The organism is Ornithinimicrobium pratense (genome assembly GCF_008843165.1).
GTDB classification, from domain to species: domain Bacteria; phylum Actinomycetota; class Actinomycetes; order Actinomycetales; family Dermatophilaceae; genus Ornithinicoccus; species Ornithinicoccus pratensis.
The window spans coordinates 685,753-711,607 of record NZ_CP044427.1; the positions used below are offsets into that span (position 1 = coordinate 685,753).

Genomic DNA, 25,855 nt, shown 5'->3' on the forward strand with positions numbered 1-25,855 from the left:
CCTTTTCTCAAGCCGTGGTCGCGTGGACGATGTGGACGGGCTCCCGCCCGTAGCCCGGGCCGAGCTCGACGTACGGCGTCTCGTCCCAGATCCAGTCCGCGCCGGTCACCAGGTCGTGGGCGCGGAAGCGCTGGCCGGGTTGCTCGCCCAGGCCCAGCCCCAGCGCGCTGAGGTCCAGGTGCAGCCGGGAACCGTGGATGCCGAAGGGGTCGAGGTTGGCCACGACGATGATCGTGTCCTGGGCCGATCCGTCGTCCGCGCCGCCGCCGTGCTTGGAGAAGACGAGGAGGTTCTCGTTGTCGGCGTCGTGGAAGGTGATGTTGCGCAGCCAGTGCAAGCTGGGGTGCTCGCGGCGGATCCGGTTCAGCAGGGTCAACCACCCGGTGAGGTCCTCGCGGCCCGGCACAGCCTCGCCCCACCTGCGGTCCTTGTACTCGTACTTCTCGTTGTCGATGTGCTCCTCGGCGCCGGGCCGTGGGACGTTCTCGACATGCTCGAAGCCGGCGTAGATGCCGTAGGTGGGCACCAGGGTCGCGGCGAGGGTCGAACGGACCAGGTGGGCGGTGACCCCGCCGACCTGCATGTAGGGGGTCAGGATGTCGTGGGTGGTGGGCCAGAAGCTGGGGCGCATGTACGGCGCGGTCTCGGTGGCCAGCTCGGTGACGTACTCCCGCAGCTCCTCGGCGGTGTTGCGCCAGGCGTAGTAGGTGTAGGACTGCTGGAACCCGACCTTGGCCAGGGTGCGCATCATCATCGGCTTGGTGAACGCCTCGGAGAGCCAGATGACCTCCGGGTGGTCCACCGCCACGTCGGCGATGAGCCACTGCCAGAACTCCACCGGCTTGGTGTGTGGGTTGTCGACGCGGAAGATCTTGACTCCGTGGTCGATCCAGACCTGCACCACCCGGCGTACCTCGGCGTAGATGCTGTCGGGGGCGTTGTCGAAGTTGAGCGGGTAGATGTCCTGGTACTTCTTCGGGGGATTCTCCGCGTAGGCGATGGTGCCGTCAGCTCGGGTGGTGAAGAACTCCGGGTGCTCGCTGGCCCACGGGTGGTCGGGGGAGGCCTGCAGGGCCAGGTCGAGGGCGACATGCAGCCCCTCGTCCTCCGCGCGGGCGACGAAGGCGTCGAAGTCCTCCCAGTCGCCAAGCTCCGGGTGCAGCGCGTCGTGGCCGCCGTCGGGGGACCCGATCGCATAGGGCGAACCAGGGTCGTGCTCCTCGGTGGTCAGGCTGTTGTTGCGGCCCTTGCGGTTCGTCGTGCCGATGGGGTGCACCGGGGTGAGGTAGACCACGTCGAAGCCCATCTCGGCGATGCCTGGCAGCCGCTCGGACGCGGTCGCGAAGGTGCCGGTGGTCCACAACCCGGTCTCCGGGTCGTGGGTCGCGCCCTCGGACCGAGGGAAGATCTCGTACCAGGCGCCGGTGAGGGCCAGGGGTCGCTCCACCCACCAGGTGTAGGTCGGGCTCGCGCTCACCGCGTCGCGCAGCGGGCTGCTGGCCATCACCTCCCGGACCCGGGGGTCGATGCCGGCCTGCAGGCGCTCCTCGGCGGGCAGTGAGCTGCGGCGCAGCAGGTCGATGGCCTCCTTGAGGACGGTCCGGTCCTCGTCGGTGTGGTCGACCTCCTCGACCGCCCGCTCCAGGACCCGGGCGCCCTCCTCCAGCATCAGATCGACGTCCACCCCGGCGCGGACCTTGATGGTGCCGTCGTGCTCCCACGTGCCATAGGGGTCGGACCACCCCTCGACACGAAAGCCCCAGACCCCCTCTCGATCGGCATGCACCACCGTGCGCCAGTGGGACAGGCCGGGGTTGGTGCTGACCATGGGGACGTGGCGCTCCTGCCCGTCGGGGTCGACGAGCACGGCCGTCGCGTTGACGGCGTCGTGACCCTCGCGGAAGACGGTGGCGGAGAGGGTGAACAGCTCCCCGACGACGGACTTGGTGGGTCGTCGTCCACCGTCGACGATGGGCTCGACATCCAGGACGGGAATGCGGTCGATCGGCTCCTGTCCGAGCAGGGCCAGGACGGAGCGGTCCGGGGCGGGTGGGGACGACGCGGGCTGGGCAGACGTGGTCGAGTGCTCGGTCACGCGCCCCACGCTACCCGGACGGGACGATCCGGACCACGCGGTCGTCAGCGTCCCGGCGTAGCGGGGTCGACCCGGCCCACCAGGACCGTGAAAGAGGTGGCCCCGGTGGAGCGGGTCTGCCCTTCCCTGAGCGGCTGCTGCGGGTCGGGGGCCTGCCCCTCCTTGCCGTCCTCGCTGACCGGGCGCTCGCTGCTCCAGCGCACGGTCCAGTCGAGCACTCGCTCGAGGACCGGCAGGGTCACCCCGATGCGGTCCGGCCCGGCGTGCAGCACCAGCGCAACCACCTGGGGCGGGGTGCCGGTGGCGTCGCTGCCGCCCAGGCCGTCGAAGTCCTGGTGGAGGGAGTCGTAGACGGCGACGACCGTGCGGCGCCTGGGGTCCTGCCAACCCTGCTCGTTCACCTGCTGACCGTGCTCGTCATACCAGCGCAGCCGGGTCCGTCCGGGCACGGCCTGGTGGAGCGGGAACTCGGGCGGGCGCAGCACGGCCAGCTCGCGGCGTAGCGCGGTCAGGGTGCGGGCGTCGGCCAGGAGCTCCCGCTGCCACGGCTCCAGCTGCCAGTCCACCCAGGTGATGGGGTTGTCCTGGCAGTAGGCATTGTTGTTGCCCTCCTGGGTGCGGCCGAGCTCATCACCGCCCAGCAGCATGGGGACGCCGGTGGAGAGCAGGACCGTCGCCAGCAGGTTGCGCACGGAGCGTTCGCGGGAGGTCAGAACCACAGGGTCGGTGCTCGATCCCTCGACGCCGTGGTTGAAGGACCGGTTGTCGCCGTGCCCGTCCCGGTTGTCCTCGCCGTTGGCGTAGTTGTGCCGCTGCTCGTAGGCAGTGAGGTCGGCGAGAGTGAAGCCGTCGTGGCTGGCGGCGTAGTTGATCGAGGCCGTCGGGCCGCGGTCGTCATGGCTGAACAGGTCCGCCGAGCCCGCCAGCCGGGTGGCCAGGTCGCGGATGCCCTGCCCCGGCGCCCCGTTCAGCGCCCGACCGACGTCCGAGAGCCAGAAGCTGCGCACGCCGTCGCGGTAGCGGTCGTTCCACTCGGCCATGGGCCCGGGGAACTGGCCCGTGCGCCAGCCGTGGACGCCGACGTCCCACGGCTCGGCGATGAGCTTGACCCGCGAGAGGACCGGGTCGGTCTGCAGGGCGACGTGGAAGGGGTGGTCGCGGTCGTAGGCGTCGTCCCGGCCCCGGGCCAGGGCGGGCGCGAGGTCGAACCGGAAGCCGTCGACGTGGTAGCGCTCCACCCAATGGCGCAACGAGTCCAGCACCATGCGCGCCACCATCGGCTCGCGCAGGTCCACGGTGTTGCCGCAGCCGGTCACGTCGACGTCGCGGCCCCGGGCATCCAGCCGGTAGTAGCTGTGGTTGTCCAGGCCGCGCCAGGACAGCGTGGGTCCCTCCCCGCTGCCCTGCTCAGCTGTGTGGTTGTAGACGACGTCGAGGATGACCTCCAGCCCGGCGGCGTGCAGGGCACGCACCGCGCCCTTCACCTCGTCCACGACGCCTTGGGGGTCCTGCGCCGCCGCATACCGAGCGTGGGGGGCGAAGAAGCCGAGCGTGTTGTATCCCCAGTAGTTGCTCAGCCCTCGCCGGACCAGGGCCGGCTCGGAGGTGAAGGCGTGCACCGGCAGCAGCTCGACGGTGGTCACCCCCAGCTGCACCAGGTGCTCTACCACCGCCGGGTGGGCCAGCCCGGCGTAGGTGCCGCGCAGCTCGGGCGGCACGTCGGGGTGACGCATCGTCAGGCCCCGCACGTGCGCCTCGTAGATCACCGTGTCGGTCCAGGGCACGCGGGGCAGGATGTCCCCGGCCCAGTCGAAGCCGTCATGGTCAACGACCACCGAACGCGGCACGTAGGGCGCCGAGTCGCGCTCGTCGCGCACGACCGGGTCGCCGGCGAGGTGACCCCCTCCGCGGTGGCGGTCGACCCGGTGGCCGTAGACCTCCGGGACCCAGCTGACCTCGCCCTCGACCGCACCGGCGTAGGGGTCCAGGAGGAGCTTGGCCGGATTGTGCCGGTGGCCCTGATCCGGTGCCCACGGACCGTGCACCCGCAGCCCGTAGCGGGTCCCTGGGGTCAGCTGCGGCACGCTGTCCCACCAGATGCCGTAGGCGTTGCGGGTCAGCGGGACCGTCACGGCGTGCGCACCGTCGGGGCCGAAGATCTCCACCTCCACCGACGTTGCGTGCCGGGCCAGCACCGCAAGCTCGGGTCCCGCCTCGGTGCGGGTCAGCCCCAAGGGAGGGGGACGGTCCGTGCTGCGGCGCGGACGGCTCAGGGGTGGCATGACCCCCAAGCCTAGGCGGGGAGGCCGGCCGGGCTTCGCGGGGCTGACGGGGAGTCGGTTACGTTGGGGGTATGAGCGATCCCACCGCACTCCCGAACTTTCCCCCTCCGCCCGAGGAGCACCCCCTCACCGGGCGGGTGCTGGATGCGCTGCAGGACCTGCAGATGTCGCCCAACCTCGACCCGCAGGGCGACGTCGCCTTCGAGGTTCGCGGCCAGAAGCTCTTCGTCAAGGTGATCCAGGGCGACCAGTTCGACATCATGCGCCTCTTCGGCCAGTGGCAGATCGCCGGCACCGTGCCGGAGGACCTGGCCACCCGTCTGAACGGCTGCAACGACGTCACCCTGGGGGTCAACCTGGTCAAGGCTGGCATCGCCAACGGCAACCTGGTGCTCGCCGTCGAGCAGATCATCGCCCGCCAGGAGCCGCCGAAGGCCAAGGTCCAGATCGCGACCGGGCTGATCCTGCAGGCGCTCCAGTTGTGGCACCGCAACGTCATCGCCAAGGCGGCCGTCGAGCGGGGCGAGGAGCCGGAGCTGCCCGCCGACGCGCCCGAGGGCACCGAGGTCGGTCCCTGGCTGTCGATCGGGTCCCAGGGGCAGCAGGGCGCCGGAGACGACGCTGCCGGCGGCCAGACCGGCTCCGACACCAGTGGGGAGCCGGAGGGGCGGGCGTGAGCCGGACGGTTCAGACGGCCAGCGAGTTCGTCCGGGTCGAGGTCGACTCTGGCATCGCCACGATCCGCATCGACCGGCCCAAGATGAACCCGCTGTCGATCGAGGTGCAGGACGCCCTGGCGGAGGCCGCCCGAATCGTCACGGCCGACGACGAGGTTGCGGCAGTGGTGATCTACGGGGGGGAGAAGGTCTTCGCCGCCGGGGCGGACATCAAGGAGATGCAGACGATGGGCTACACCGACATGGTGCAGCGCGCGAGCATCATCCAAGACTGCTTCACGCAGGTCGCCCGGATCCCCAAGCCGGTCATCGCCGCCATCGAGGGCTACGCCCTGGGCGCCGGCAACGAGCTGGCCATGTGCGCCGACTTCCGGGTCGCTGCCGCTGATGCCAAGCTCGGGCAGCCGGAGATCCTGCTGGGCGTCATCCCCGGCGCCGGCGGCACCCAGCGGCTGGCCCGCCTGGTCGGGGTCAGTAAGGCCAAGGACCTCGTCTACACCGGTCGGATGATCGATGCCGCCGAGGCCCAGGAGATCGGTCTGGTGGACAAGGTCGCCGAGCCCGGCGAGGCGTACGCGACCGCGGTGGAGATGGCCCAGCGCTACGTGCACGGGCCGGCCTTCGCCCTCCGCGCCGCCAAGGAGACCATCGACCGCGGCCTCGACGGGGACCTCGCGACCGGCCTGGCGATCGAGGCGATGCAGTTTGCCGGCGTCTTCGCCACCCAGGACCGCGAGATCGGGATGACCTCCTTCGTCAAGGAGGGCCCGGGCAAGGCGACCTTCGAAGGTCGCTGACCGGACGCGCGAAAAGTCCCCACAGAACACGCCACAGGGCGCGACAGAACACGCGATAAGTCTCGAGAGGGACACGCGAGACGGGCCATGCCATCTGGGTATGGCCCGTTTCGCGTGCTCAGTCGGTCCCTGTCACGTGTCCTGTCGCGCCCTGTGGCGTGTCCTGTGCCGTAATGCGTGCGCTATGCGAGGCGGTAGGTAGCGGTCCCACTAGTTGACTTATCTTACTAGTCAGATATACGATCTAGTCATGAACACGGAACAGTGGCCGAGCGAGTGGCTGCGCGGAGTGCTCGGGGTGTGCGTGCTGCGCATCCTGCTCGACGGGCCCAGCTACGGCTACGCGATCACCCAACGCCTGGCTGAGGCTGGCCTGGGCACCGTCAAGGGGGGCACCCTCTACCCGCTGCTCGGCCGTCTTGAGGAGGCAGGGCACGTCGAGGTGGACTGGCGACCCGGCGAAGGCGGCCCCGGCCGCAAGTTCTACGCCCTGACCGAGCAGGGACGTGCAGAGGCCGGCGAGCAGTCCGCTCGCTGGGTCGACTTCACCACCACCACGCGCAGCCTGACCGACGAGGCCCTGGCGCAGACGACGGGGAGGAACTGACATGAATTCCAAGGCCACGCGAGCCACCGGACCGATGGTCGAGCGAATCTTTGGCGACCCGGGTGCTATCGCACCCAGCGTCGAGAAGGCCTGGCGCGACGACTTCATCATCGAGCTTCGGCTGCGCTCGCTCCCCGGCGAGGCCATCGGCGATGCGCTGATGACTGTCGAGAGCCACGTGGCCGAGTCCGGTGAGAAGGCGCAGGACGCCTTCGGCGAGGCCAAGACCTACGCCAGGGAGGTCGCGGCTGCGACGGGCACTGCCGCTCGTGGCTGGAGCGTCAGTGCGGCGACGGTGGCCAGCACCCTGCTGGGCCTGGCCGGGATGCTGCTCAGCGTGCGCGCCTTCGGCAGCTGGCTCGACGGCGAGCCGATCGGGGTCACGACCGGGGAGCTGGTGGGCTTGGCGGTCCTCATCCTGCTGGCCAGCACACTCTTCTTCACTGCCACTCTCCGCATGCTGGTCGAGCACCGATGGCTCGCGCTGCCGGTCCCGGCCCTGCTGGTCGGTGGCTTGGTAGGGCTCCACATCGCGCTCGACGAGCCGCTCTTCGAGCTGCCCGCGCTAGCGGTCGGCGTCGCCGGCGTCCTCTCGCTCACCGCGAGCGTGCTCCTGAGCTGGGTCGAGGAGCCAGCCGGCCTGGACCAGGTCACCGCACCGGGTCAGGCCCCTACGGTGACCACGAAGTCACGGATGGCCGCGGTGCTCATCTTCCCGCTCATGACCCTGGGGTTGTTCATCTTCACCTGGGTCCTGCACCTCATCGTCACCTGACTCCCCCTCCTTGAGGCGGCGCCCCCCAGGGCCCCACCACCGCATCGGACACTGCTCCACCGCACCCCATACCACCCGCGTGGCCGACCCGGCCCGCCGGCCCAGAGAGAGACGACCATGAACAGCATTGCCAAGAGGCCCACCGAAGGTGACCCTCGCGCCGTCACCGAGACCCACTCGCGCACCACCGACCACCTCCGCCTGGCCCCGAGCGTCGAGCCGGCCTGGGTCGAGGACTTCGTCCTTGAGCAACGGCTGCTCGGGGTCCCTGGGGACCGCATCGGCGACGCGCTCGCCCTGGTCCAGAGCCACGTCGCCGAGTCCGGTGAGAGCGTCCACGAGGCCTTCGGCGACCCCGTGGCCTACGCACGGGAGGCGGCCTCCACGCGGCGGGTCGACGATGACCGGGATCTCTCCTGGATCCTGGGCTCAGGACTCGGCCTGGCCGGTATGCTGCTCACCCTGTTCGGGGTCCAGGCCTGGATCGACGGGGACGGGCGGTTGGCGCTGACGGTCGGCCATCTGGTGGCGCTCGGGCTGGTGGTCGTGGCGTTTGCGCTCCTGCACCTGGCGTCCGAGCCCTTCTTGCGGTTTGTGCTCCGCCGGCCATGGTCCACATTGGGGCTGTTCGTCCTGCATTTCGCCGCCATGGTCGCCGCGTTCGTCTTCCTGCGGACCCCGGTGGCGCACGTTCCGGCGGGGGCCACCGTGGCGGTCGGCGTCACGACGCTGGCCCTGGGGACCCTGCTGGAGTGGCGCAGCCGGACCGCCGGCCAGCTCGAGGACCCGATCCTGGGCCCCGGCGAGGGGCGGCCGGCCCGGCGCAGGCTCGACTGGTTCGGTGGACTGACGCTCCTGATGTTCCCAGTCCTCACCGTCGCCATGGTCGGCTTCAGCCTGCTGGTGGCCAGGCTGTCCTGACGACCCCATCGGACCGCATACCGCAGCCCGCCCCGACCACCACCGTCGGGGCGGGCGGCTGCATCAGGAGGGGAAGGCAGGTGAGAAGATGGACATCGACCCACAACCTTTCGAACGAGGACGTGAGACGTGAACATCGTCGTGTGTGTGAAGTACGTGCCGGATGCCCAGGCCGATCGCACCTTCAAGACCGACCACACCACCGACCGCGAGACGGTGGACGGCCTGCTCTCCGAGCTGGACGAGTATGCCGTGGAGGAGGCCCTGAAGATCGTGCAGGCCGGTGAGGGGGAGATCACCGTGCTGACGATGGGCCCGGACGACGCCGTCGCAGCGGTCAAGAAGGGTCTGCAGATGGGCGCCGACAAGGGCGTGCACGTCAACGACGTGGCGATCGCCGGCTCTGACGCTGTGGCGACCTCGCTGGTGCTGGCCAAGGCCATCGAGAAGATCGGAGTTGAGGGCGGTGGTGTCGATCTCGTTCTCACTGGTCTGGGCTCCACCGACGGCGCGATGTCGGTCCTCCCGGCGATGCTCGCCGAGCGTCTGGGCATGCCGCAGGTCACCTGGGCCTCCGAGCTGGCCGTCGAGGGCGGCATGGCGCGGATCACCCGCCACAACGAGGCCGTCACCGAGACGGTGGAGGCCAACCTGCCGGCCGTGGTCTCGGTCACCGACCAGATCAACGACCCCCGCTACCCCTCGTTCAAGGGGATCATGGCGGCCAAGAAGAAGCCGGTGGAGGAGTGGAGCCTGGCCGACCTGGGCGTGGATCCCTCCGAGGTGGGACTGGGTGCCTCCTGGACCAGCGTGGTCAGCGCGGAGGCGCGACCGCCGCGCCAGGCCGGCGAGCTCGTCACCGACGAGGGCGACGGCGGAGCCAAGCTCGTCGAGTTCCTCGCCTCCCGGCGTTTCGCCTGAAAGCCTGCCCGACAGACTGCAGAAGGAGAAGACGACATGAGTGATGTGCTGGTGCTGGTCGACCACGTCGAGGGGCAGGTGCGCAAGGCGACCTTCGAGATGCTCACCGCGGCCGCCCGCCTGGGTGAGCCGGTTGCGGTGTGGGTCGGGGCCGGCGGGGACGCCGCGGCCGAGGAGCTGGGCCGTTATGGCGCGACGAGCCTGCTGGTCGCCGACGACCCCGGGCTCACCGACTACCTGGTGGCGCCCCTGGCCGAGCTGCTGGCTGACCTGGTCGCCCAGCGCTCCCCGGCCGCGGTCCTCGTCGCGTCCACCAACGACGGCAAGGAGATCGCGGGCCGGCTGGCCCTGAAGACCTCTTCCGGTCTGATCACCGACGCCGTGGATGTCCAGCCCGGCGACGGTGGGGTGCGCACCACCCAGTCGGTGTTCGCCGGCAACTACACCGTGGTCTCCCAGGTCGCCACGGGGAGCCCGGTGATCGCGGTCAAGCCCAACAGCATCCCCGCGCAGGAGACCGGCGGGTCGGCCCCGGCGGTCGAGCGGGTCTCGGTGCAGGTCTCCGAGGCGGCCAAGGCGGCCCGGATCACCGGCCGCACCGCCAAGGAGCAGAGCGGTCGCCCGGCACTGACCGAGGCCGCGATCGTGGTCTCCGGTGGGCGCGGCACCGGGGGCGACTTCGGCCCGGTGGAGGCCTTCGCCGACAGTCTGGGCGCGGCCGTGGGCGCCTCGCGCGCCGCGGTCGACGCGGGCTGGTACCCCCACTCCCACCAAATCGGCCAGACCGGTGTCCAGGTCTCACCCCAGCTGTACGTTGCCGCCGGCATCTCCGGGGCGATCCAGCACCGGGCCGGCATGCAGACCTCCAAGACGATCGTGGCCGTCAACAAGGACGCCGAGGCCCCGATCTTCGAGCTGGTCGACTACGGCATCGTCGGTGACCTGTTCACCGTCCTGCCCCAGGCCACGGACGCGGTCAACCAGCGCAAGGGCTGAGCGCCTGGTCGATCTGCCCGGTCGTGCCGGAGATCACGTCCTCCTCACCTACCCTGGATGGCGTGAGCACGACCACCTATCTTGACCACGCCGCCACGACCTCGGTGCTCCCCGAGGTCGTGGAGGTCGTGGCCCGCGTCATGGGCCAGGTCGGCAACGCCTCGTCCACCCACGGCCCCGGTCGCCACGCGCGCAGCACGGTCGAGGAGTCCCGGGAGGACATCGCCGAGGCCCTCGGTGTCCACCCCACGGAGGTGGTTTTCACCTCCGGCGGGACCGAGTCGGACAACATCGCCGTCACCGGCTCGTTCCTGGCGCGGCGCGCCGCCGACCCCGACCGCACGCGCGTGGTCACCACCGGCCTGGAGCACCACGCCGTCCTCGACTCCGTGGAGCACCTCGTTGCCGGTCACGGCGCCCGCGTGACCTGGGTGGAGCCGACCTCCGAGGGCGTCATCACCCCTCAGGCCCTGCAGGCCGCGCTCGAGGAGGGCGAGGGCCCGGCCGATGTCGCCGTCGTCTCGGTGATGTGGGCCAACAACGAGATCGGCACGGTCCAGGACATCCCCGCCCTGGCCGAGGTATGCCGTGCCGTCGGCGTACCCCTGCACACCGACGCGGTCCAGGCACTCGGGCAGGTCGAGTTGCCCCTCGCCGGTCTCGGCAGCGGCAGCGCCCCCGACCTGGTGGCCCTGACGGGGCACAAGATCGGTGGCCCGGTCGGCGTCGGCCTGCTCCTCGCCGCCCGAGGACAGAAGCCCGAGCCCGCCCTGCGTGGCGGCGGCCAGGAGCGCGGCCTGCGCCCGGGGACCCTCCCCGTCGCCTCGATCGCCGGGCTCGCCACCGCCGTCCGGTATGCCGTGGAGCACCGCGCCGAGCACGCCACCCGGGTGGCCGCCCTGCGGGACAGCATCATCGAGGGCGCCCTCGGACTGGACCCGAGCATCGTGGTGAGCGGGCCGTGGGCGTCGGGCGACACGACCCGCCGCCTGCCCGGCAACGCCCACCTGCAGGTCCCCGGAGCCGACAGCGACGCCCTGCTCTACCTGCTCGACACCGCTGGCATCGCCTGCTCGGCCGGGTCCGCCTGCACCGCCGGCGTCACCCGCCCCAGCCACGTGCTGCTCGCCTGCGGCATCCCCGAGGACCGGGCGCGTGGGGCGTTGCGGCTCTCGCTGGGACGCACCTCCACCGAGGACGACGTCGCCCGCCTGCTCGCGGCCTTGCCGGACGCTCTCCAGCGGGCCCGCCTGGCCAGGGCGGCCTCCTGATGCGCGTCGTCGCCGCCATGAGCGGGGGCGTGGACTCCGCGGTCGCCGCGGCCCGCATGCTCGACGCCGGCCACGAGGTCGTGGGGGTGCACCTCGCCCTGGCCCAGTCGGCGGCAACCCTGCGCGAGAGCGCCCGCGGCTGCTGCACCATCGAGGACGCCGGCGACGCCCGGCGCGTCGCGGACCGGCTCGGCATCCCGTTCTACGTCTGGGACATGGCCGAGCGGTTCAAGGCCGACGTCGTCGACGACTTCGCCGCGGAGTACGCCGCCGGCCGCACCCCCAACCCCTGCCTGCGCTGCAACGAGAAGATCAAGTTCTCCGCGCTGCTGGACAAGGCGCTGGCGCTGGGCTTCGACGCGGTGGCGACCGGCCACTACGCCCAGGTGGTCGAGGTGCCGGACCCCGCCGGGCGGCAGGGAGTGCGCCGGGAGCTGCACCGGGCAGTGGACATGGCCAAGGACCAGTCCTACGTGCTCGGCGTGCTCACCGATGGGCAGCTGGCGCGCGCCTTCTTCCCGCTCGGCGACACCACCAAACCGCAGATCCGGCTGGAGGCCCGCGAGCGGGGCTTCGCCGTGGCCAAGAAGCCGGACTCCCACGACATCTGCTTCATCGCCGACGGCGACACGCGCGGCTGGCTCGGCGCCCGACTCGGGCAGCGCCCCGGCCCGATCGTCGACCACGAGGGCCAGGTCCTCGGCGAGCACGGGGGCGCCCACGGTTACACGGTGGGGCAGCGCCGTGGGCTGGGGCTCAAGGTGCCCCCGGCCGACGGCTCCAAGAGATACGTGGTGGCCACCGACACCCGCTCCAACACCGTGGTGGTGGGGCCGGAGGAGCTGCTCGGCGTCGACGTCATCGAGGGCGACCACCTGCGCTGGTGCGGCCCTGCGCCGACGGGCGAGGTCCGGGTCGGCGCCCAGATCCGGGCGCACGGCCAGGAGCACCCCGCCACCGCCCGGGTCGACGGGGAGCATCGGCTCACCGTGCACCTGGACGAGCGCATCCGCGGCGTCGCCCCCGGCCAGTCGGTGGTGCTCTACGACGGCACCCGCGTGGTGGGGTCCTCGACCATCAGTGGCAGCGGGCGCAGGGCGTGAGCACCGGACGGCATACGTCCTGAGCAGTTGGGCGGCATACCGGGCATGTTCCCCGCCCGGGGCCCCGCGGCGGGTTACCCTGTCCATCGCCGACCCCAGGGTCGGCCCACTGACGATCGTCGATGAAGGAACAGGGGACACAATGAGCTACGAGCCCGCACCCGGTATGCCGACCGAGGGTCACGGGGCCCCGGGCCCGACGGCGGCCAAGCCCGGCAGCGTCGCGCTGGCGGAGAAACTGATGTACGGCGGCGCCGCGATCACGCTGGTCAGCGGCCTGCTCAGCCTGTTCGTCGACCGGGACGGGCTGCGCGAGACCCTGCGCAACCAGCTCGAGGCGGCCGGCCAGGCCACCGACGAGGCCTCGCTCGACGCCGCCATGCAGTTCGGGATGATCAGCGGCATCGTCGCCGCGGTGGTCGGGGCCGCCCTCTGGGCGCTCATGGGCTGGCTGAACGGCAAGGGCATCGGCTGGGCCCGGATCGTGGCCACCATCCTCGGTGTCCTGGGCGTGCTGGTGACCCTCGTGGGGCTGTTCGGCACCGCGCTGGTGCCCGGCGGCGCGGCGGGCGGAACCCTGTCCATGGTGCTGTCCGTGGTCACCGGCGCGCTCGCCCTGGCCGTCGTGGTCCTGCTCTGGCGCCCGGACGCCAGCGCCTTCTTCGCCGCCCGCGCTCGCCGCTGAGCGCGGGAGCGCAGGTGAGTGGGCCGCCGGGGGCAGCTGTCCTGACCGGGGTGGTGGCCACGGGCGTCGGCTCCTGGCCCGGCCAGGACGTGCGCGAGGCGCTGCGGGTGCTGCGCGGGGAGCTGGCCTCCGGTCAGGCCCCGGATGGTGTCGTCGCGCTGCCCTACCTGGCCGAGCTGCCTGCCCGGGGCCCGGGCGCGGACATGATCGGCCGCACCGCCCAGTTGCTGGTCGACCTTCCCGTCGACCTGCAACCGCAGGGCTGGCGCCTCGTCGACCGCCCCGGTCGCGACGTGGAGCGCGCGCTGTCGCTGTGGCGCCAGGATCTTGACGAGCTCGCCGAAACCTTCGACGGGTATGCCGGTCCGCTCAAGGTGCAGGTGGTCGGCCCGTGGACGATGGCGGCCGCGCTGTGGAAGCCGCTGGGGGACAAGGTGCTCAGCGACTCGGGGGCCACCCGGGACCTGACCGAGTCCCTCGCCGAGGGCGTGGCGGCCCACGTGGCCGATGTCCGTCGACTCATCCCGGGGGCTCAGGTGGTCCTGCAGGTGGACGAGCCCTCGCTCAGCGCGGTGTTCGCCGGCCGGATCCGGTCCGAGAGCGGTTACCGGACCCTGCGCACGCCTGAGCGGGAGGAGGCGCAGACGGCTCTGGGTCGGGTGCTGGACCAGCCCGCCGCCGCAGACCGGGGCGCCCACTGCTGCGCCGACGACCCACCTGTGGACGTGCTGGTCGGGGCTGGGGCGCGCTTCCTCGCCCTCGACCTGGCCCGCCTGGACGGGCGCCGGTGGGAGCAGGTTGCCGTCGCCCACGAGGCGGGCGTCCGGCTCTGGGCCGGGATGGACCTCGACGCCGCCGAGGCTGCCGAGCCGCTGCGCCGGGTCTGGTCCGAGCTGGGCCTGCCCGTGCGCGACCTGGGCGAGGTAGGCGTCATCCCCCCGTGCGGGCTGGCGGGGGTGACTCCGGACGGTGCGCGCACAGCGACCCGGCGGGCCGTGGAGCTCGCGGCCCGACTGGCCGAGACGGCGCGGTCCTGACCTCCCGGTGACTCGGCCCTGACCCTCCGCCGCGAATGATGTCCCGTGACAGTGCCCGCTGGTGGCCTGCTCCACGGGACACCTTCTGCCACAGCGCGAAGTGTCGGAGCCGGCTGCGAAGATGGTCAGCGTGAGCGAGCAGAGCCCCACGGAGACCGAGGCACCCCCCCGCCCTGACGGTGAGGAGATCCCGGAGCCGGCACGGCACCGATGGGTCGAGCTGGTCGAGGAGATCCGCCAGCACCAGTTCGCCTACTACGTCAAGGACGCGCCGACGGTCAGCGACGCAGAGTTCGATGCCCTGCTGCGCGAGCTGCAGGCGCTGGAGGAGGAGCACCCGGGGCTGCGGGCGCCGGACAGCCCGACGCAGGTGGTGGGGGGAACCTTCTCCACCGAGTTCACGGCGGTCGACCACCTGGAGCGGATGCTCAGCCTCGACAACGCCTTCAGTCTGGAGGAGCTGGACGCCTGGGCCGAGCGGGTCGAGCGGGACGCCGGGGGCGCCGAGGTGCACTACCTGTGTGAGCTGAAGATCGACGGTCTTGCTGTCAACCTGCTGTATGAGGACGGGCGGCTGGTCCGGGCTCTCACTCGGGGTGACGGGCGGACGGGGGAGGACGTCACGCTCAACGTGCGCACCATCGAGGGCGTGCCCCTCCAGCTGCGGGCGCCGGAGCAGCAGAAAGCTGAGGGGGTGGCCGAGGAGGCCGCCGTGGTCGAGGGCGGGGCAGAGGAGGTGGAGCCGGTGCCGGTGCCAGGGCTGGTCGAGGTGCGCGGCGAGGTCTACCTGCCGGTGAGCGTCTTCGAGGAGATCAACGCCGCGCTGGTCGAGGCGGGCAAGGCCCCTTACGCCAACCCGCGCAACACCGCCGCCGGCTCGCTGCGGCAGAAGGATCCCCGCATCACCGCCCAGCGCGGCCTGCGGATGCTCGTGCACGGCATCGGCGCCCGGGAGGGCTTTGAGATCACCCGCCAGTCGCAGGCCTACGAGCTGCTGGCCGCCTGGGGACTCCCGGTCTCCGGCCGGGCCACGGTGCTCTCGTCCCTGGCGGAGGTCCGGGACTACGCCACCTACTACGGCGAGCACCGGCACGACGTGGAGCACGAGCTGGACGGGGTCGTGGTCAAGGTGGATGAGGTCGCCGTCCAACGCCGGCTCGGCTCCACCTCCCGCGCCCCACGCTGGGCGATCGCCTACAAGTACCCGCCCGAGGAGGTCACCACCAAACTGCTGGACATCCGGGTCGACGTCGGCCGCACCGGCCGGGTCACGCCCTGGGGCCTGATGGAGCCGGTGCTGGTGGCCGGCTCGACCGTGGAGCGGGCCACCTTGCACAACCAGCACGAGGTCGAGCGCAAGGGCGTCCTCATCGGCGACACCGTGGTGCTGCGCAAGGCCGGTGACGTCATCCCCGAGATCCTCGGCCCGGTGGTGGACCTGCGCGACGGCTCCGAGCAAGCCTTCGTCATGCCCACCTACTGCCCCTCGTGCGGCACCGAGCTGGCACCTGCGAAGGAGGGGGACAAGGACATCCGCTGCCCCAACGCCCGGTCCTGCCCGGCGCAGCTGCGCGAGCGGCTCTACTCCCTGGCCTCCCGCGGCGCCTTCGACATTGAGGCGTTGGGCGGGGAGGGGGTCAACGCACTCCTGGAGGCCGGCGTGCTGACCAACGAGGCCACCCTTTTCTCGCTCACCGCCGAGGATGTGCGGCGCGTGCCCCTCTACACCCGGACGGCCAAGCGGACCGATCCCGAGGGCGCCGTCGTGGACGGCCGCGTGCTTTCCGCCAACGGCCAGAAGCTGGTCGACAACCTGGAGCAGGCTAAGCGTCAGCCGCTGTGGCGGGTGCTGGTGGCGCTGTCGATCCGGCACGTCGGCCCGACCGCGGCGCGCGCTCTGGCCACCGAGTTCGCCTCGATGGACGCCATCCGCTCAGCGTCGGTGGAGCAGCTGGCGGCCACCGAGGGCGTGGGCGGGGTGATCGCCGAGTCGGTCAAGGAGTGGTTCGCGGTCGACTGGCACACCGAGATCGTGGACCGATGGGCTGCCGACGGTGTCCGCATGGCCGACGAGCGCGACGAGTCCGTGGGGCGGACCCTGGAGGGCCTGACCGTCGTGGTCACCGGGTCCCTGGAGGGCTTCTCTCGCGACGAGTCCAAGGAGGCGATCATCACCCGCGGCGGCAAGGCTGCCGGATCGGTGAGCAAGAAGACCGACTACGTCGTCGTGGGCGCCAACGCCGGGTCCAAGGCCGACAAGGCCGAGGAGCTGGGCGTGCCGATCCTGGACGAGGCGCAGTTCGTCCGGCTGCTGGCGACCGGTCAGCCCGACGAGGTCTGACACACTGCAGCTATGCGCTGGCTGTGGGTCCCGATGCTCGCCCTCGTGGCGGTCGTCGCCGGGTTCGCGGTGCGCGACGGCGACTACGGTTTGGCCGCCGTCTACCTCGTCGGCGGGCTGCTGCTCGTCTGGTGGCTTGCCCCCTTCCGGGGCGGCCGCACCACTACCCATCAGGAGGTCCTGGCCATGCCCGACAGCGAGCGTCAGGTCGTCATCTACTGGCGGCCCGGGTGCGGTTTCTGCGCCCGGCTGAAGTCCAGCCTCGGGGCCGACGGCGACAAGGCCGTCTGGGTCAACATCTGGCAGGACGAGGAGGCCGCCGCCTTCGTGCGCAGCGTCAACGACGGCAACGAGGTCGTGCCGACCGTCGTCATCGACGGCACGCCACACACCAACCCGGACCCGGCACTGGTCAGGGACCGGCTGGCGGAGGGCTGAGCGCCTCGTCGACCGCGTAGATCTCGTTGGTCAGGCTGGAGCCGGTGGTCCCGTCCAGCGGGGAGACGTCCACGACGATCCCGGTGCGCAGGTCCAGGCTGACCAGGTAGGCCGTCGGCAGGCCGTCCGTCACCAGGTTGGGGTCGTCGGGTCCGTACTCCTGCAGCCGGCTGGCCACGCTGTCGAGCAGCGGGCAGCACCCGCACCGCGGGTCGTAGGCGTCGACGACGGGCCGGCAGATGGCTTGCCAGGTGCGACGGCCCCGGTGCGTGACATCTTGGACCTCGCTGACCAGCACTCCGGGGACGTCCTGCGGGGGCAGGTCAGCGTCCGGTTCCACGCCGTCGGCGAGCTCGACCGGGTCCAGCATCGCGGTCCAGAGGTAGTTGCCCCACATCGGGTCGCCGTGCTCGTAGTGCCAGTCGCGCGGCCGCGCCAACACCAGTCCGTCGGCCCGTCGCACCACGCCGTCGTCGGCCGCGGAGCAGTGCGTCCCGAGGCGACCACCGGCCAGGACCACAGGATCGGCGGGATGGGCCTCATCAGGGGCGGCCTCCCCGTCCTCGAGCGGGAGACTCAGCCGCGAGGTGCTGTAGGGCGCCCCTTCGGCCACCTCGACCCGGCCATCCGCGTCGCGGACCGTGACGCGCCCCGACGGCCGGTCCAGCCAGGCCTCAACCCGGCCGTGCCGCCAGTGCAGCGTCGCGAACAGCCACGGAGAGCTGCGCGCGAGTGCCCGGAAGTCGTCCGGGCCGGGTTCGTGGGTCTGGGACTGAGGCACAGGCTCATGCTCCTCCTGCTGTCAAGCAGGTACGCCGGGTGGTGTGGGCGTCCTCCGGGCGGGACGGCGCGGGCACGCGGCACCTCTGGTCGGCAGGGCCGGGGGAGAGGTCCGAACCGGTGCGGAAGGCGACCTAGACTGGCCCGCATGTCCAACCTCTCGCGCGACGACGTCGCGCACGTCGCCATGCTGGCGCGCATCCAGCTCGAGGACCACGAGTTAGACCGCCTCGCGGGCCAGCTCGACCAGATCGTCGACTGGGTCGGCCAGGTCAACGAGGTCGCCGCTGACGACGTGCCGCCGATGTCCCACCCCCTGCCCCTGGTCAACGTCACCCGGCCCGACGAGGTGCGGCCCAGCCTGTCCCAGGAGGAGGCGCTGGCGAACGCCCCGGCGGCGGATGACGGCCGGTTCGGCGTCCCGCGCATCCTGGACGAGGAGTGAACGCCGGTATGACGACCACGACCACCGGTGACCTGACCCGGCTCACCGCCGTGCAGATGGCCGATGCCCTCGCCGCGGGCGAGGCGACCTCGGTCCAGCTCACCCAGGCCCACCTGGACCGCATCGAGCGGTACAACCCCAGCCTCAACGCCTTCCTGCTGATCGACGCCGAGGGTGCCCTGGCCACGGCCCGCGAGGTCGATGAGGCCCGCGCCCGGGGCGAGGAGCTGCCACGGCTTGCGGGGGTGCCCATCGCGGTCAAGGACATCGCCTGCACCAAGGGGTTGACCACCACCGCCGGCAGCCGGATGCTGGAGGGCTTCGTCCCGCCCTACGACGCGACGATCGTCGGCAAACTGCGGGCCGCCCGGATGCCGATCCTCGGCAAGACCAACATGGACGAGTTCGCCATGGGCTCCTCCACCGAGCACTCCGCCTTCGGCCCCACCCGCAACCCGTGGGACCTGGACCGCATACCCGGCGGCTCCGGCGGTGGCTCCTCCGCGGCGGTCGCCGGTTTCCTGGCCCCCCTGGCCATCGGCTCCGACACGGGCGGCTCGATCCGTCAGCCCGGCGCCGTCACCGGGACCGTCGGCGTCAAGCCGACCTACGGCGGGGTGAGCCGCTATGGCGTCATCGCGCTCGCCTCCTCGCTGGACCAGATCGGTCCCTGCGCCCGCACCGTCGCCGACGCGGCGCTGCTGCACGAGGTGCTGGGCGGTCACGACCCCCTGGACTCCACCAGCATCGACGCCCCCGTCCCGCCCGTGGTGGCCGCCGCGACCGGCACCCGAGACCTGACCGGCCTGCGAGTCGGCGTGGTCCGGGAGATCGGCGACACCGGCGAGGGCTCGGCCTTCCAGCCCGGCGTCATCCAGCGCTTTGAGGAGTCCCTGGAGCAGCTGCGCGCGCTGGGCGCCCAGATCGTGGAGGTCTCCTGCCCCCACTTCGTCTACGCGATGGCCGCCTATTATCTCATCCTGCCCTCCGAGGCCAGCTCCAACCTGGCCCGCTACGACGCGATGCGCTACGGCGCCCGAACCACCCCCGATGACAGCCCCAGCGCCGAGCAGGTGATGGCCGCCAGCCGCGACCAGGCCTTCGGCGACGAGGTCAAGCGCCGCATCATCCTGGGCACCTACGCGCTGTCCAGCGGCTACTACGACGCTTACTACGGCCAGGCCCAGAAGGTCCGCACGCTCATCGCGCGGGACTTCGAGGCCGCCTTCGAGCAGGCTGACGTCCTGGTCAGCCCGACCGCGCCGACGACGGCGTTCCGGATCGGCGACAAGATGCAGGACCCGATGGCGATGTACCTCAACGACATCGCCACCATCCCGGCCAACCTGGCCGGCGTCCCCGGCATGTCCATCCCCTCCGGGCTGGCCAAGGAGGACGGGTTGCCCGTCGGCATCCAGATCCTCGCCCCCGCCATGGAGGACCAGCGTCTGTATGCCGTGGGCGCAGCGCTGGAGGAGGCCCTGCGGGTGGCCCAGGACGGCTACGTCTTCGAGAAGGCTCCCGAGATCGAGGTGAGGTCATGACCGTCTCCACCCGCCCGCACGACCCGGCGCCCGGGACCCTGCCGTCCTATGAGGACGCGTTGTCCCGTTATGAGCCGGTGATGGGCCTGGAGGTCCACGTCGAGCTCAACACTGCCACCAAGATGTTCTGCGGCTGCGCGACCGGCTTCGGGGAAGAGCCGAACACCCAGACCTGCCCGGTGTGCCTGGGCCTGCCTGGAGCGCTGCCCGTGGTCAACGCCGCCGCGGTGGAGTCGGCCATTCGGATCGGGCTGGCGCTGAACTGCCAGATCGCCTCGTGGTGCCGGTTCGCCCGGAAGAACTACTTCTACCCGGACATGCCCAAAAACTTCCAGACCAGCCAGTACGACGAGCCGATCGCGTTCAACGGCTGGCTGGAGGTGGAGGTCCCGGCCAGCGAGACCGGTGAGGCCTTCACCTACCGCGTTGAGATCGAGCGCGCGCACATGGAGGAGGACACCGGCAAGTCGACCCACGTCGGTGGTGCCACCGGCCGCATCCACGGGGCGGAGCACTCCTTGGTCGACTTCAACCGGGCCGGCATCCCGCTCATCGAGATCGTGACCAAGCCGCTCACCGGCACCGGTCACCGGGCACCGGAGGTGGCCAAGGCCTACGTCGCCACCCTGCGTGACCTGCTCAAGGCGCTGGACGTCTCCGAGGTGAAGATGGAGCAGGGCAATGTGCGCTGCGACGCCAACGTCTCGCTAATGCCCATCGGGGCTGAGACCTTCGGCACCCGCACCGAGACCAAGAACGTCAACTCGCTGCGCTCGGTGGAGCGGGCCGTCCGCTACGAGATCACCCGCCACGCGGCGATCCTCGACGCCGGCGAGAGGGTCTTCCAGGAGACGCGGCACTGGCACGAGGACACCGGCGTCACCACGGCCGGCCGGCCGAAGTCCGACGCCGACGACTACCGCTACTTCCCCGAGCCCGACCTCGTGCCGGTCGCGCCCAGCCGCGAGGACGTGGAGCGGTTGCGGACGACCCTGCCCGAGCCCCCCGCACAGCGTCGCCGGCGCCTGCAGCAGGAGTGGGGCTACACGGACCTGGAGATGCGCGACGTCGTCAACGCCGGCGCGGTGGAGACCATCGAGGAGACGGTGGCCGCCGGCGCCTCGCCTGCAGCAGCTCGCAAGTGGTGGTCCGGCGAGCTCGCGCGCCGGGCCAACGCCGACGGCGTGGCGATCACCGACCTTGGCGTGACCCCCGAGCACATCGCCGAGCTCGACGCCCTGGTCACCAGCGGCCGGCTCAACGACTCGATGGCCCGGCAGGCCCTTGAGGGTGTGCTCGCCGGCGAGGGGACCCCGACGGAGGTCGCCGACGCCCGCGGGCTGGAGCTGGTCCAGGACGACTCAGCCCTGCAGGCCGCGGTCGACACGGTGCTCGAGGCCAACCCGGAGGTGGTGGAGCGGATCAAGGGCGGCAAGGTCCAGGCGGTCGGTGCCCTCATCGGTCAGGTGATGAAGCAGATGCGCGGGCAGGCGGACGCCGCCCGGGCGCGCGAGCTGATCCTGTCCACGCTCGAGGTCGAGGGCTGATCGCCATCACTGGTACAGGACCTCGTCCCCGGCCTCCCGTCGCGGCCGTCCCGGAGGAGCTGCGCGAGTTGCTGCCTCCGCTCGACGGTGTCCAGGTGCGCTTCTACGACCCCCGCGACACCGGAACGGTGCCCGGCGGCGGCGGGGATGTCGACGTACTGGCGCTCCCGATGATCGCTGGACCGTGGCTGAAACGGCTCAACGAGATCCCCGGGCTGGGCTCGGTGGTGCTGTCCTCCGCCGGCTACGAGCACGTGCTGCCCCACCTGCCGGACGGGGTCGCCCTGGCCAATGCGGTCGGGGTGCACGACACCGCCACCGCCGAGCTGGCGCTGGCGCTCATGCTCGCCGCCCAGCGCTACCTGCCCCAGCATGTGCTCTCCCAGCAGGCGCAGACCTGGCACCGCTCAACCCCGGGCGGTATGCCGTGGCGCTCGCTGGCCGACTCCACGGTCCTGGTGCTGGGGTACGGCGGGATCGGCCGGGCGCTGACCCGACGACTGCTCGCCAGCGAGTGTGAGGTGCTCGCCGTGGCCAGCACGGACAAGCCGGGCGACGACCTGGTGGACCAGGTCCACGGCATCGACCGGCTGTCCGAGCTGCTGCCGCGGGCCGACATCTTGGCCGTGAGCGTGCCGCTCAGCAAGCGGACGGCCGGTCTGGTGGGGGAGCAAGCGCTGGCGGCCCTGCCCGACGGCGCCCTCGTCGTCAACGTCGCCCGCGGTGGGGTGGTCGACACCGACGCCCTCGTCGCCGAGTGCGCCTCCGGGCGGCTGCGCGCGGCATTGGACGTCACTGACCCCGAGCCGCTGCCGGACGGGCACCCCCTGTGGTCCACCCCCGGGGTCCTCGTCGTGCCGCACATCGGTGGTGCCTCCCCGGCCTCGATGCCCCGGATGGCGCGCTACCTGCACCACCAGCTCACCGCATACCGAGACACCGGGCGCCTGCAGCACCTCGTCGTGCCGTAGCCCGCACGACGCGGTTAGGGTCCGTGACCATGAGTCACCGACTGGTCCTGGTCCGGCACGCGCAGGCTGTGGACGCCGATCCTCGAGGGGACCATGAGCGGGTCCTCACCGCGCAGGGAAGGGCCGACGCGACCGAGCTCGGCCGGTGGCTCGCCCAACAGGGACTGCGGCCGCACCACGTCCTCGTCTCGACAGCCGAGCGGGCACAGCAGACGTGGGACGCCCTGCGCCGGGCCCTGGGGGAGGACACTGGCGGTGCGGATCGGGTCTGGCCAGAGCGTCGGGTCTACGACGGCGGGACCGACGGCGTCCTGGCCGCGATCCGCGAGGTGTCGGACGCACCTGAGGTGCTCTGGGTGGTGGGTCACGAACCGGTGATGTCCGGGGCGGCGGGCGACCTGGCGGGCCCTCGGTCCGCAGGCGGGCTCGTGCACCAGGTCACCAGGGGCTTTCCTACGGCGACCGCAGCCGTGCTGGAGGTGCCCGGAGAGTGGGCTGAGCTGCATACCGGGGAATCCCGTCTTCTCGCCTTGCACACCGGTCGCGCAGAAGGGCACTGATCGACCCCCCCTTTCAGACATCGTTCAGGTGAGGTACGGTCAGAGCGCGACGACCACGGGGGCCGTCGCGATCCTTCACCAGCGCCAAGGCGAGATGATTCGCTCCCGGTGGCGCAACGACACTGAACGGGGTACAACAGTGCAGCATCAGAAGAAGAAGGGCGTCTCCCGCGCCCTTGCGCTCGCGGCCGGGCTCAGCCTGGTCGCCGGCGTCCTGCCGGCCGCGCACGCGGTTGGCGGAGCGGCACCCGCCGCACCGATCACCGCGAACGACGCCTTCGAGGACGGCAGCTACATCGTCGTTCTGGCGGACCAGCCGCTCGCCACCTTCCCGGCTACGGCCGGCTCGGCAACGTCGAAGGTGGACACCACCTCCGCGGCCGCACTCTCGCACACCGAGCGCCTGCTCTCCCAGCAGGCTGCGGCCCTCGCTTCCGTCGAGGCCGAGGCGACCCACAACTACACCGTCGCGCTCAACGGCTTCTCCGCGAATCTCACCAGCGAGCAGGCCGCCGCCCTGGCGGCCCGTGGCGACGTGGTCTCGATCACGCCCAGCACGATGCGCACCCTGACCGCGGGCGAGACCTACGAGCTGCCCGACGGCGTGAACGTGCCCACCACCGACGTATCCCCGGACTTCCTGGGGCTGCGCGGTGAGGGCGGCGTCTGGGACCAGATCGGCGGGCCGATGGCGGCCGGTCAGGGTCTGGTCGTCGGCGTCATCGACACCGGCATCGCCTACGACAACCCCTCCTTCAGCGGTGACGGCATGCCGTCCGCGCCGGAGGGCTGGACCGGCGAGTGCGAGCCGGGCGAGGACGGCGGCCTGCCGGCCGACGCCTGCAACGGCAAGATCGTCGGCGCGACCTACCACGCCGACGGTATTCGCGCCGCCGGTTTCGAGCCCACTGAGGCCGTGAACCCGGTCGACAACGACGGCCACGGCAGCCACGTGGCCGGCACCGCTGTCGGTCGTGAGGTCACGCTGACCGGCGGCGGCCAGGAGTTCGACATCGCCGGCATGGCACCGGGTGCCCACCTGGCCAGCTACAAGGTCTGCTGGGACTTCGTCAACCAGGGCCAGAACGTCAACGGCTGCTTCGACGCCGACTCCATCGACGCCATCGACACGGCGCTGGCCGACGGGGTCGACGTGCTGAACTTCTCGATCAGCGGTGACCCCACCACTTACGAGAACCCGGTCGACATGGCGTTCAAGAACGCCGCCGCCGCTGGCGTCTTCGTCGCCGCGGCCTCGGGCAACGAGGGCGAGGAAGGCGGCACCGCCAACCACATCGGCCCGTGGATGACCACGGTCGGCGCCGCCACCCACAAGGCTGCGGACGCCCCGTCGATCGCACCCTTCTCCAACCCCGGCCCGGTCGCCGTGCCAAACGCGGCGGAGCAGACGATCCTCAAGCCGGACCTGGGCGCCCCCGGCGTCGACGTGCTGGCGGCCTACAGCTCCGAAGGCGGTCCGCGGTTCGGTGAACTGAGCGGCACCTCCATGGCCAGCCCGCACGTGGCCGGTCTGGGCGCCCTCCTCGCGGGGGAAAACCCGGCCTGGTCTCCGATGGCGGTCAAGTCTGCGCTGCAGACCTCCGCGCGTGACTACACCGACGCTGCGAGCAACGCCGCGTTCGAGGGTGGCACGGGCTTCGTGGAGCCGCGCAACTTCCTGGCCCCCGGCCTGGTCTTCGACTCGACCGAGGCCGACTGGGACGCCTTCCTGGCCGACCCGGCCAGCGGCCACGAGCTGAACGCCGCCTACGTCGTCATCCCGGCGCTGGGCACCACCGCGACGACCGTGACCCGCACCGTCACCAACCCCGGTGACGCCGAGGCCACCTTCACCGCGGCCTACGCGGGCCCGGAGACCCTGCACGTCGAGGTCAGCCCGGCCAGCGTCACCGTGCCCGCCGGCGGCTCCGCCGAGGTCACCATCACGGTGGCCAACACCGGTGCGGCTGTCGACGCCTGGCAGGAGGGTGACATCACCTGGACCGCCGGCGAGACCGTCGTCGAGATCCCGGTGGTCGCCCGCGGCGAGGTCGCGGACGACACCGAGCCCGAGCCCGGCCCGGAGATCGACCGGGTTGGTGGCGATGACCGCTACGAGACCGCCGCGATGGTCTCGCAGATGTTCCCCGAGGGCGCCGACACCGTCTACGTCGCCTCTGGGCAGGGCTTCGCCGACGCGCTCGCCGGGTCCGCCCCGGCGTCCAGCGGTCTGCTCCCCCAGGGCCACATGCAGGTGATGAACACCCCGGACGGTGACCCCGCCCCGGTGCTGCTCACCCGCAACGACGAGCTGATGAGCGACACGGTCGACGCGCTGGAGGCGCTGGAGCCGAGCAACATCATCATCCTCGGTGGCCCGGTGGCGATCAACGAGGACGTCGAGGAGGAGCTGGCCGAGTACGGCGAGGTCTCCCGCGTCGCCGGTGATAACCGGTACGAGACCGCCGCCAACCTGGCGATGATGTTCGACAACGTCGACACTGTCTACCTGGCCTCCGGCGACGACCGCGCCTATGCGGATGCCCTGGCCGGTGCGGCCCGGGCCGGTATGGAGAACGTCCCCGTCCTCCTGACCCGCTCGAACGAGGTTCACAGCGCGACCGCCGAGGCCCTGGAGACCCTGGCCCCGGCCAACATCGTCATCGTCGGTGGCCCGGTGGCCATCAACGACGGTGTCGAGGAGGCGCTGGCCGAGTACGGCGAGGTGACCCGGATCGCCGGTGGCAACCGGTACGGGACCGCCGTGGCGATCTCGCAGATCCACGACGCCGATGTCCCGGTTGTCTACATCGCCTCCGGCGAGAACTACCCGGACGCGCTGGCGGGCTCCGCGCTCGCCGGCCACGAGGGTGTTCCGGTGCTGTTGACCCGTCAGGCCAACCTGGCGAACTCCACGGCTGCCGAGCTCGAGCGCCTCAACCCCGAGCGCATCGTCGTCCTTGGTGGTCAGGTCGCGGTGTCTGAGAACGTCGTCAACCAGATCGAGGACATCTGGAACGACTGAGCTGAGCGCATCACCGACTGATCGCTAGAGCAGTCGA

The 25,855-nt window shown here is 71.4% G+C and carries 22 protein-coding genes; 19 read left to right on the top strand and 3 right to left on the bottom strand.

Features of this window, described 5'->3' with window-relative positions; translation table 11 throughout:
* Positions 1–7: 7 nt before the first annotated feature.
* Positions 8–2,095, bottom strand: a complete 2,088-nt coding sequence (locus FY030_RS03140; protein WP_158060245.1) for a maltotransferase domain-containing protein — start codon at positions 2,093–2,095, stop codon at positions 8–10.
* A 44-nt stretch (positions 2,096–2,139) separates the two neighbouring features.
* Positions 2,140–4,377, bottom strand: a complete 2,238-nt coding sequence (gene glgX, locus FY030_RS03145) for a glycogen debranching protein GlgX (protein ID WP_158060246.1) — start codon at positions 4,375–4,377, stop codon at positions 2,140–2,142.
* Positions 4,378–4,448: 71 nt separating this feature from the next.
* On the opposite strand from glgX, the gene FY030_RS03150 reads away from it, so the two are divergent.
* The 13 genes from FY030_RS03150 to FY030_RS16720 all read left to right on the top strand — a co-directional run bounded on the left by FY030_RS03150 (position 4,449) and on the right by FY030_RS16720 (position 16,946).
* The gene (locus tag FY030_RS03150; protein ID WP_192498698.1) at positions 4,449–5,054 is read left to right on the top strand and encodes a hypothetical protein; all 606 of its coding nucleotides are present in this window, start codon (positions 4,449–4,451) and stop codon (positions 5,052–5,054) included.
* Positions 5,051–5,851 (top strand): enoyl-CoA hydratase/isomerase family protein, encoded by an 801-nt coding sequence (locus FY030_RS03155; RefSeq protein ID WP_158060247.1) that lies wholly within the window; start codon positions 5,051–5,053, stop codon positions 5,849–5,851. The genes FY030_RS03150 and FY030_RS03155 overlap by 4 nt, the downstream gene beginning before the upstream one ends.
* Positions 5,852–6,101: 250 nt before the next feature.
* Positions 6,102–6,458, top strand: coding sequence for a PadR family transcriptional regulator (locus tag FY030_RS03160; RefSeq protein ID WP_158060248.1), 357 nt, complete (start codon positions 6,102–6,104; stop codon positions 6,456–6,458).
* A gap of 1 nt (position 6,459) precedes the next feature.
* A complete protein-coding gene (locus tag FY030_RS03165; RefSeq protein WP_158060249.1) occupies positions 6,460–7,233 on the top strand; it encodes a hypothetical protein in 774 nt (257 codons plus the stop codon).
* A 117-nt stretch (positions 7,234–7,350) separates the two neighbouring features.
* Positions 7,351–8,154 carry a hypothetical protein gene (locus tag FY030_RS03170; protein ID WP_158060250.1) on the top strand — a complete coding sequence of 268 codons (804 nt, stop codon included), beginning with the start codon at positions 7,351–7,353 and terminating at the stop codon, positions 8,152–8,154.
* Positions 8,155–8,283: 129 nt separating this feature from the next.
* On the top strand, positions 8,284–9,075 hold the full coding sequence (locus tag FY030_RS03175; protein ID WP_158060251.1) for an electron transfer flavoprotein subunit beta/FixA family protein: 792 nt from the start codon (positions 8,284–8,286) through the stop codon (positions 9,073–9,075).
* A 36-nt stretch (positions 9,076–9,111) separates the two neighbouring features.
* Entirely contained in the window at positions 9,112–10,071 is a 960-nt protein-coding gene (locus FY030_RS03180) for an electron transfer flavoprotein subunit alpha/FixB family protein (protein ID WP_158060252.1), read from the top strand.
* 62 nt (positions 10,072–10,133) lie between these two features.
* Positions 10,134–11,342 (top strand): cysteine desulfurase family protein, encoded by a 1,209-nt coding sequence (locus FY030_RS03185; RefSeq protein ID WP_158060253.1) that lies wholly within the window; start codon positions 10,134–10,136, stop codon positions 11,340–11,342.
* A complete protein-coding gene (gene mnmA, locus FY030_RS03190) occupies positions 11,342–12,445 on the top strand; it encodes a tRNA 2-thiouridine(34) synthase MnmA (protein WP_158060254.1) in 1,104 nt (367 codons plus the stop codon). Before FY030_RS03185 ends, mnmA begins: the two co-directional genes overlap by 1 nt.
* A gap of 142 nt (positions 12,446–12,587) precedes the next feature.
* Positions 12,588–13,130, top strand: coding sequence for a hypothetical protein (locus FY030_RS03195; protein ID WP_158060255.1), 543 nt, complete (start codon positions 12,588–12,590; stop codon positions 13,128–13,130).
* A gap of 14 nt (positions 13,131–13,144) precedes the next feature.
* Positions 13,145–14,167 (top strand): uroporphyrinogen decarboxylase/cobalamine-independent methonine synthase family protein, encoded by a 1,023-nt coding sequence (locus tag FY030_RS03200; RefSeq protein WP_238348523.1) that lies wholly within the window; start codon positions 13,145–13,147, stop codon positions 14,165–14,167.
* Positions 14,168–14,288: 121 nt separating this feature from the next.
* Positions 14,289–16,508, top strand: a complete 2,220-nt coding sequence (ligA, locus tag FY030_RS03205) for an NAD-dependent DNA ligase LigA (RefSeq protein WP_158060256.1) — start codon at positions 14,289–14,291, stop codon at positions 16,506–16,508.
* A gap of 12 nt (positions 16,509–16,520) precedes the next feature.
* On the top strand, positions 16,521–16,946 hold the full coding sequence (locus tag FY030_RS16720; RefSeq protein WP_238348524.1) for a glutaredoxin domain-containing protein: 426 nt from the start codon (positions 16,521–16,523) through the stop codon (positions 16,944–16,946).
* On the opposite strand, the gene FY030_RS03215 is transcribed toward FY030_RS16720, so the two are convergent.
* Positions 16,921–17,727, bottom strand: coding sequence for a hypothetical protein (locus FY030_RS03215; protein WP_158060257.1), 807 nt, complete (start codon positions 17,725–17,727; stop codon positions 16,921–16,923). The two genes, FY030_RS16720 and FY030_RS03215, sit on opposite strands and share 26 nt — an antisense overlap.
* A gap of 147 nt (positions 17,728–17,874) precedes the next feature.
* Between FY030_RS03215 and gatC the strand changes: the two genes are divergently transcribed.
* The 6 genes from gatC (at position 17,875) to FY030_RS03245 (ending at position 25,818) form a co-directional block, all read left to right on the top strand.
* Positions 17,875–18,171, top strand: a complete 297-nt coding sequence (gene gatC, locus FY030_RS03220; RefSeq protein ID WP_158060258.1) for an Asp-tRNA(Asn)/Glu-tRNA(Gln) amidotransferase subunit GatC — start codon at positions 17,875–17,877, stop codon at positions 18,169–18,171.
* An 8-nt stretch (positions 18,172–18,179) separates the two neighbouring features.
* Complete coding sequence (gene gatA, locus FY030_RS03225; RefSeq protein WP_158060259.1) at positions 18,180–19,715, top strand: Asp-tRNA(Asn)/Glu-tRNA(Gln) amidotransferase subunit GatA; 1,536 nt, start codon at positions 18,180–18,182, stop codon at positions 19,713–19,715.
* Positions 19,712–21,262 carry an Asp-tRNA(Asn)/Glu-tRNA(Gln) amidotransferase subunit GatB gene (gene gatB, locus FY030_RS03230; protein WP_158060260.1) on the top strand — a complete coding sequence of 517 codons (1,551 nt, stop codon included), beginning with the start codon at positions 19,712–19,714 and terminating at the stop codon, positions 21,260–21,262. Before gatA ends, gatB begins: the two co-directional genes overlap by 4 nt.
* A 95-nt stretch (positions 21,263–21,357) precedes the next feature.
* Positions 21,358–22,233: an NAD(P)-dependent oxidoreductase gene (locus FY030_RS03235; protein WP_238348525.1), complete on the top strand. Its 876-nt coding sequence runs from the start codon at positions 21,358–21,360 to the stop codon at positions 22,231–22,233.
* Between the two features lie 29 nt (positions 22,234–22,262).
* Entirely contained in the window at positions 22,263–22,793 is a 531-nt protein-coding gene (locus FY030_RS03240; protein ID WP_158060262.1) for a SixA phosphatase family protein, read from the top strand.
* Positions 22,794–22,932: 139 nt separating this feature from the next.
* A complete protein-coding gene (locus tag FY030_RS03245; protein WP_192498699.1) occupies positions 22,933–25,818 on the top strand; it encodes a cell wall-binding repeat-containing protein in 2,886 nt (961 codons plus the stop codon).
* Positions 25,819–25,855: the final 37 nt, after the last annotated feature.